4 protein-coding genes are annotated in these 8,598 nt (G+C 47.3%); all 4 read left to right on the top strand.

What is annotated here, in order from left to right; genetic code table 11:
- The first annotated feature begins 574 nt into the window (after positions 1-574).
- The 4 genes from uvrB to L2082_RS17035 are packed head-to-tail and all read left to right on the top strand — an operon-like array spanning position 575 to position 8,350.
- Complete coding sequence (uvrB, locus tag L2082_RS17050; protein WP_446010516.1) at positions 575-2,602, top strand: excinuclease ABC subunit UvrB; 2,028 nt, start codon at positions 575-577, stop codon at positions 2,600-2,602.
- A gap of 24 nt (positions 2,603-2,626) precedes the next feature.
- Positions 2,627-3,496: an Rpn family recombination-promoting nuclease/putative transposase gene (locus L2082_RS17045; protein WP_446010517.1), complete on the top strand. Its 870-nt coding sequence runs from the start codon at positions 2,627-2,629 to the stop codon at positions 3,494-3,496.
- Between the two features lie 48 nt (positions 3,497-3,544).
- Positions 3,545-7,411 carry an NACHT domain-containing protein gene (locus L2082_RS17040; RefSeq protein ID WP_446012016.1) on the top strand — a complete coding sequence of 1,289 codons (3,867 nt, stop codon included), beginning with the start codon at positions 3,545-3,547 and terminating at the stop codon, positions 7,409-7,411.
- Positions 7,412-7,432: 21 nt separating this feature from the next.
- Complete coding sequence (locus L2082_RS17035; RefSeq protein ID WP_446011238.1) at positions 7,433-8,350, top strand: Rpn family recombination-promoting nuclease/putative transposase; 918 nt, start codon at positions 7,433-7,435, stop codon at positions 8,348-8,350.
- Positions 8,351-8,598: the final 248 nt, after the last annotated feature.

Genomic DNA, 8,598 nt, shown 5'->3' with positions numbered 1-8,598 from the left:
CGGGATTCGGACAAAAAGTACCAACCTTTGTAAGTTCAGCCATCATTCCCTCCTTTCAGTAGTAACTATCTCATATACTGAAATATAAGCATCCAAAAGGTAAATGGCAACACTCAGCAGGGTGACCACCTAATTTTATATCAAATGCTTTTTTATTGCATTAGCTTCACGGATTCAGGAAAAGGAAAAAACAGGAAAAGATTTCAGTTTGACATTGATACATGTAAAGTTGAGAAAGTCAATAAAAAAGACTCACCTCGGTATTACACTTAACCGGTTTTCAAATCTTTGCAGCGTAGGCAAATCAGGAAAAGCGAAGTAGCTCCCGGCATACCGGTTTCCTTTCACACGAACCCACGCATTCGTAACATACAACTGCATGCATTCGGGAGCAACGAAACCATGCATTTCATCAGCCAAACATATCAGCTTGAATATTCCGATTTCACCTCTTGCGCTGTCTCTTCGGAAGATTTATTCTGAAAGCTGGTGATACCGACAGGCAGCCGGGCAAGGTGTGGCCCCGCATCCAAAATGGTGCATGGAATGCACCTCATAACTATACTGAATTTCCATGTCTACCTCTTTCCAACTCATCTCCCCCTTCACCCCCTCCGGCGATCAACCGGCAGCAATCGACAAAATCGTCCAAGGGCTGAATGACGGGGCGCAGCATCAGGTGCTGCTCGGCGTAACCGGCTCAGGCAAGACCTTTACCATGGCTCAGGTCATTGCCAAGATCAACCGGCCCGCCTTGGTCATGGCCCCGAACAAAACCTTGGCAGCCCAGCTCTTTGCCGAGTTCAAGGATCTCTTTCCCCATAACGCAGTAGAGTATTTCGTCTCCTACTACGATTACTACCAGCCCGAGGCCTATATCCCGGCCTCAGATACCTATATAGAAAAGGACTCGGCCATCAACGATGCCATTGACAAGATGCGCCACTCCGCCACCCGTGCCCTGCTCACTCGCGACGACGTGCTCATCGTGGCCTCGGTCTCCTGTATCTACGGCCTTGGTTCGCCGGACGAGTACAAGAACATGCACCTTTTTCTCCAGCGGGACGAGGATTACCCGATGGAGGAGGTCCAGCGCCAGCTGGTCTTCATGCTCTATGAGCGCAACGAGCTGTCTTTTCACCGGGGCACCTTCCGGGTACGGGGCGATGTGATAGATATCTTCCCTGTCTATGAGGAAGACAAGGCGGTGCGGGTGGAGTTCTTCGGCGATACCATTGACGCGATCTCCATCATTGATCCCCTGCGCGGGGTGGTGTTGGAAGATGTGGACGAGCTGACCCTGTTTCCGTCCAGCCATTTTGTCACGGGACAGGAGAATCTGCAACGGGCCATGCATACCATTAAGGATGAGCTCCGTGAACGTCTGGATGAACTGTATGCGGAAAACCGTCTGGTTGAGGCCCAACGTTTGGAACAACGGACGCAGTTTGATCTGGAGATGATTGCCGAGCTGGGCTATTGCAACGGCATCGAGAACTACAGTCGTCACTTGACCGGCAAGCCGCCCGGTGCGCCGCCGCCCAACTTACTCGACTATTTCCCGGATAACTACATCACGATCATTGATGAATCTCATATCGGGGTGCCCCAGGTCGGCGGGATGTTTAACGGGGATCGAGCCAGGAAGACTACCCTAGTCAACTTCGGCTTCCGCCTGCCCTCGGCCTTGGACAACCGGCCCCTGCGTTTTGATGAGTTTGAGCAGCGGGTGCATCAGACCGTGTACGTCTCTGCCACGCCAGGACCCTATGAGATGGAAAAATGTGAGGGCCGGATCGTAGAGCAGCTCATTCGTCCGACAGGCCTGCTTGATCCCCGGATTGAGGTGCGGCCAGCAGGTACCCAAGTGGATGATCTGCTGGAGGAGATTAGGCTTTGCACGGAACGGGGCGAGTCAGTCCTTGTCACCACCCTGACCAAGCGCATGGCTGAGGATCTGACAGAGTATTATGGAAATGTCGGCGTTAAAGTGCGTTATCTCCATTCTGATATTAAAACCCTGGAACGAATAGAGCTGATTCGGGATCTGCGCCGGGGTGAATACAACGTGCTGGTGGGCATCAACTTGCTGCGGGAAGGTCTGGATATCCCGGAGGTGGCCTTGGTGGCGATCCTGGATGCGGATAAGGAGGGCTTTCTGCGTTCTGAGCGTTCCCTGGTACAGACCTGTGGCCGGGCGGCCCGTAATGCCCAAGGCACGGTGATTCTCTATGCAGATAAGATCACCAAGTCCATGCAGTACACCATTGACGAGACCAACCGCCGCCGGAAAATCCAGGAGGAATTTAATCAAGAACATGGTATTGTCCCGCAGACAATTATCTCCGAGATTAAGGACTCCATGAGTGCGCATCTCCGGGCTTCAGGTTGGGTTCCCGAAGAAGCCGCTGCCGATGATGCCGGGGTGCTCAAGGCGGCAGAGCCGGAAATGGTGTATCGCTCCACAGCGGATCTGCACAAGGAGATCAAGCAGCTGGAAATTCGGATGCAGGAGGCCGCAGATAACTTGGCCTTTGAAGAGGCCGCAGCTTTGCGGGATCAGATCAAGGAGTTGAAGATGTTGGAGATTGCAATCGGTTGAAAAAGATCAACAAAGGGTGAAGAAATGCCGCAAAGAAGACTGATCAGCTTTGACTGGGCCATGAAAAAGCTCCTGCGGAGCAAGGCCAACTTTGAAATCCTGGAAGGTTTCCTTAGCGAACTTCTCAGAGACAATATCACGATTCTGGAACTGCTCGAAAGCGAGAGCAATAAAGAGGATGCGCACGATAAATTCAACCGGGTTGACCTCAAGGTATTAAATGAGAAGAAGGAAATACTTATCATTGAGGTGCAGTATGAGCGGGAATTCGATTACCTTCAGAGAATTCTGTTCGGCACCTCCAAGGTAATCACAGAGCATCTGCACAAAAAAGAGCCCTATTCCAAGGTAACTAAGGTTATTTCCATCAATATTCTCTATTTTGACCTGGGGCATGGGGCTGACTACGTGTATCACGGCACCACTTCGTTTCGAGGGCTGCATGAGCAGGATCTTCTCCAACTCTCCGATGAGCAGCGGAAGCTGTACGGAAAGGATAAGCTCTATGAAATTTTTCCTGAATATTATTTGATCAAGGTCAATAAGTTTGACGATATCGCCAAAGATACGCTGGACGAGTGGATCTACTTTCTCAAGAATGAAGAGATCAAAAACGACTTCAAGGCCAAAGGAATAAAAAAGGCCAAGCAGGAGCTTGATATCCTCAAACTGTCCGACGAAGAACGCCGGGCTTATGAGCGGTATCAGGATGACCTTCATTATCAGGCGAGTATGGTGGAATCATCCTATACAATCGGCGTGAAAAAAGGCGAAGATAGAAAAGCTCTGCAAATTGCGATGAATCTGATAGAAAAGGGTGTGCTTGATGCGGAGGAGATAGCGGAATTGACTGAGTTGTCGGTTGGGGAGATTGAGGAGTTGAGAAATCAGTAGTCCGGCAAACCGGTCATTCTATCAAATTGAAGATGTTGGAGATTGAACTTGGCTGAATTTTCTGCGGGATCGGATAAAGAGGAGAATGTGCTTCCTTCATGGCTTGAAGAAACACCATCCTCACCTTCTGTAATTTCTCCGCCTGTTACTACACGACCACAGGAACTCCCGTTTTATGAACTGCTCTGGGAAAATTTCGAGAAGTTGTGTCTTCGTCTGGTGAAGTTGGAAGCAGATGTTGAGCATTGTCAGCTTTACGGGGAGCGAGGACAGAATCAGGAAGGGATTGATCTATATGCCCGGAAAAAGGATTCAGAAAAATATCAGGTTTATCAATGCAAACGTGAGAAGGATTTTGGCCCGGCAAAAATAGAAGCTGCGGTGAAAAAGTTCCTTGCCGGAGAATGGGCTGATAAGGCTGAAATGCTCGTGTTATGTACGACAGAGAGCCTTGTATCCAAAAAGCGGGCTGATAAATTAGAAGAGCAGAACGCGCGGTTAAAGGAAAAGGGAATTACTCTCATACCTTGGGATTGCAACACGTTGTCCGCCAAGCTGAAAGAGATTCCTGACCTTGTAGAGGATTTTTTCGAGCAAGTCTGGGCAGAGTCTTTTTGCGGTCAAAGCAGGAGCAGTCATCCTGATAAAGGATATCTTGAAGAGATACGCAACAAATATTGCCAATGGATTCATACCAATTCGGCAATATTTAACATCGCCGGTTTGAGACTGGCCCTGCCGATTGCAAAGGCTTGGGTTGAACTTGATACGATTGACCAGAATGAATCAGACAACAAAACAGACAATATACCAGAAGAAAAAAAGCAGATAGAACAGTACCGCCAATGGTCGAGAAAATCAGAAGGTACACCAAGCAACGCTGTTAAAAAGGCGGAAGCTGTTGTTGCCGGGAACAAGCGAGTCGTCATTACAGGAGGGCCGGGGGCAGGAAAGACCACCCTGTTGAAACGATTGGCGCATACATTTTCCCATGAGGGCAAGCTCATTCTGTGGGTACGGCTTCCAACTCTTGTCAAGCAGATGGAAGGGAAGACCTTTGAAGATGCCTTGATTCGCTCCTCCTTTGACGGCTCAGGTATTTCCGGGAAAGATCAGAAAAGCGTATCCGTTAAACCGGATTATCTCTTTGCTGATGGGCTGGATGAATGCGGTACGTATCGTTCCGAGATAACTGATGCTCTGGTCAAGTGGGGCCACGGACATCAGAATACTGCAATCATTATCACCACTCGTCCGTTCGGACATGATGCCGCCTCCTTTTCATCCTGGAAACACTATTCCATTCTGCCGCTCCCGAAAAAGGATATTGCACAATATGCTGAACAGATTATCGGTGAATGCTTTCAAGGTGACCGGACTCGGATTGATCTTGAGCTGAAGAATTTTAACAATCGGATCACTGTTAACAAAGCTGCCGGTCTTGCTGCCCGGAACCCTCTGCTGCTCGGTTTTCTCATCCAGTTGTCAATCGGCAACATTGCGTTTGGAAGCAAAAGAACCGCCATGTACGAGCAGATCATCAGGTGTATTCTGAAAGATCCTGCTGATAGGTCGATAACCGTTGAGTCTGACGAGTCGTTATTTTTACGGGTGTTTGAGATTATCGGGTGGCTGTTGCAAAATGACCTTTCGCAACCATATTCTGATTTGCTCTCAGCAGCCGGAAATATACTCAAAAATGATCTGGAATGCTCTTTGCTGAAGGCTCAAAGAAGTGTGGAGCAGGCTGTCAAGTTTTGGGCAGAACACCGTCTTGTCGAAAAAATATCCATTGCGGATAATGAATACCTTGTTTTTGCGCATACGACCTTTGGTGAATTTGCCGCAGCAAAGTATGCTTTATCTTTGCAAGAGGTTGAGTTTGTTGCGTGGTTGGAAAAAGTCCGACGGAAGAACAGATGGCGTGAGACGGTTCTGTTGGCAGCAGGATTGAAGGGCGGTGAACGGATTGTTCAACTGTTGACCAGCTTTGATACGCTTGAAGAAAGAACGGCTCAGGATATTCTGCTGGCAGCCGCAGCGATACTGGAAATAGAAGAACCGGCAAGGGAACTGGTTCTGTCTGTTGTGAATGCTTTGCTGCCGAGGTTAACCTCGAATCTTGAAGATGTTGTTTTGGATGTTGGGGAAGCACTGTTTCACCTTGTGCAGTTTGCACCTGATGTTATCGGGGCAGCGGTACAGCCTTTGCTTGAACATCCCCAGGCCTGGACACGAGTCTCGGCATGGAATCTTGCTCTGCATTCGGGCGAAGAATATTTTTCTCTTGCGTTGCTCAAACAAAATTATCAAGATTTGGCCTCGTTAAAGAAGTCGCCAGGTACATTTATAAAAAAAGCAACGATGCTACTCCTTGATGAGCCATATGATCAAAAGATAATTGTTAAAGTGGCAAATGTATTAACTTATATGTCGAGTGGTCGAGGAGTAAGAGGCATAGGTTTTTTGGGAGAGCTGTTGGGTATAGTTAGGGAAAGGAAACTTGAAAAGCATTTTTGTAATGTCAAAACAATATCTAAGCATGTTCGAGCTATTCTTGAAAGGAATGTTCGAACAGCGAGCATACTTTTTGATTTTGATAAACAAAAAAATTGGGTAAGAGCATGGAGTGAGGTGGAGATAACCTTTCTGAGATTTGTCGTTTCATCTTTGTCGAAGAAGAAGAGGGTTTCTGATAAATGTTATGAGGAAATAAAGCGTTCTTTCGACTCTCTCTGTAAGATTAGCAGGGTAATGGAGATAGGGACTTCGCCTTGTGACGCTTTTATGGACCTATCCGATCAGGGGTATTATGAAGAGTTTTGTGTGGTTTTTAGTTGCGTTATCTCTGGACTACAACTCAACCCAGATAAAATTGTCAAAGAGGCTAATGCTGCAATAACGCTGTTGCAAAATGAACAAGAGGTGTCTTACTTTGGACGATTAGCAGATGTTGATATAAGCCCAGATTGGGATAAAGTTAAATTAACAGAGACAGAAAAGGAAAACATTGCAAGAGCATTGGATCATCCTAGTGAAATAGTTGCCAAGACCGCAGCTGACATCATTGCAACCGGAGCAGGAGGCGATGAGACCGCAGAGGAGGTAAAAGAAATTTTGAGGAACGGAAGGGACTCTGCCCTTTACTTTATCAGCCAGATTGCCTCCGATGTATGGGGAGAGCAAGCACCTGGAATCATTTTGCACCGACTGGAAGATGAACTGACAGACGGTTGCCAATATCTTCTCGAAAAACTTCCGCAATTTTCCAATGATCAATACGATACCCGTATTTGCGCAACTTTGCTCAAGGAGTTAATACATCCGAATGTTGAAATCGCTCTCGGAGCGGCCAAAGGATATGCAAATCATCATCCTGCACAAGTACACCTTAGTGAACTGAAAAACGCCCTATCCTACTGGAAAGAAAACGAGGAACCCTATCCTGTCAAAGGCGGTACTGTTCCATCAAGTCCGCGAGAAACATTAGTGCAGATTATTGATCAGCTCAACGGATTCACGCTTGCCGAACTTGCTGAACTCTGCGGTGACCCAAGAACAGACGTAAAAGACGTTGCTCAAGATGCTGTGCTGCGGGTTTGCAACTCCGATGCTTCCGCCCTGAACAAGGTAATTGACCTGATTCAACAGGAACAGGCACCGATAAGCCTCCTTGCAAAACTCACTGAATTACCTCCCAAAGTCCTTCGTAATGCAGAAAAGCAAATAATAGTTCTGCTTGATTCACCCGTCCCCGAACTTCGTACTGAAACCCTCAAAATCCTGCCCGGCGGCTGGCTCGCGGATGAAACAGCGAAAGAGCTGTCGGAAAAATTTCTTGATGACGTGGACGTTCATGTTCGTAATCAGGCCGTTGCTTCGTTACGTGAACTTGAATCATATGAACCGGTATAATAAGCAGGCATGGAGAAAGCAATGGCACAAAGAAAACTGATCAGCTTTGACTGGGCCATGAAAAAGCTCCTGCGGAGCAAGGCCAACTTTGAAATCCTGGAAGGGTTTCTCAGCGAACTTCTGATGGAGGATGTCAGGATACTGGAGCTGCTGGAAAGCGAAAGCAATAAAGAAGATGCCCGTGATAAATTCAACCGGGTTGACCTCAAGGTATTAAATGAGAAGAAGGAAATACTCATCATTGAGGTGCAGTATGAACGGGAGTTCGATTATCTCCAGCGGATTCTGTTCGGCACCTCCAAGGTGATCACGGAGCATCTGCACAAAAAAGAGCCCTATTCCAAGGTAACTAAGGTTGTTTCCATCAATATTCTCTATTTTGATCTGGGGCATGGGGATGACTACGTGTATCACGGCACCACCTCCTTTCGAGGGCTGCATGAGCAGGATCTGCTGCAACTCTCCGACGAGCAGCGGAAGCTGTACGGACGGGATAAGCTCCATGAAATTTTCCCAGAATATTATCTAATCAAGGTCAACAACTTCGACGATATTGCCAAAGACACCCTGGACGAGTGGATCTACTTTCTCAAGAATGAGGAGATCAAGAATGACTTCAAGGCCAAGGGGATAAAAAAGGCCAAGCAGGAGCTGGACATCCTCAAGCTTTCCGACGAAGAACGCCGGGCTTATGAACGATATCAGGATGATTTGCATTATCAGGCCAGTATGGTGGAATCATCCTATACTGTTGGCGTGATGAAGGGTATTGAGCAGGGTATTGAGCAAGGAATAAAAGAGGGTGCTGAACAGGGAGAAAAACAGAAAGCTCTTAAAATTGCGCTGAATCTCATAGAAAAGGGTGTGCTGGATGCAGAGGAGATAGCGGAATTGACCGAGTTGTCGGTTGAAGAGATTGAGGATTTGCGAAGGCAGTAGTCCGGCCAACCGGTCATTCTATTTACTCTACAGTCGTAAGTTCTCTGACAACTTGACGAATTTGTAAAAAAGCATACAGTATAAGCTACAAGATAACTTCTTCAAAAAATAAGAGGAGGCGATTGTATGCTCAACTACTTGTATGATTCATTAACAGGCTTTCGTAACGTATTTTCCCGTGAAAAAACCTGGCTTGTTTTCGTCATGATTGTCCTCGGATTTATCGGCAGCACAGAAATGGTTGGTAT

Source organism: Candidatus Electrothrix sp., assembly GCF_052785085.1.
The sequence above is the reverse complement of the archived record's forward strand: the minus strand, read 5'-3'. Positions and strand labels throughout refer to the sequence as shown.

Bases quoted from the DNA above. Each gene is read 5' to 3' on its own strand.
- uvrB (WP_446010516.1), top strand. From the start codon at position 575: ATGTCTACCTCTTTCCAACTCATCTCCCCCTTCACCCCCTCCGGCGAT.
- L2082_RS17045 (WP_446010517.1), top strand. From the start codon at position 2,627: ATGCCGCAAAGAAGACTGATCAGCTTTGACTGGGCCATGAAAAAGCTC.
- L2082_RS17035 (WP_446011238.1), top strand. From the start codon at position 7,433: ATGGCACAAAGAAAACTGATCAGCTTTGACTGGGCCATGAAAAAGCTC.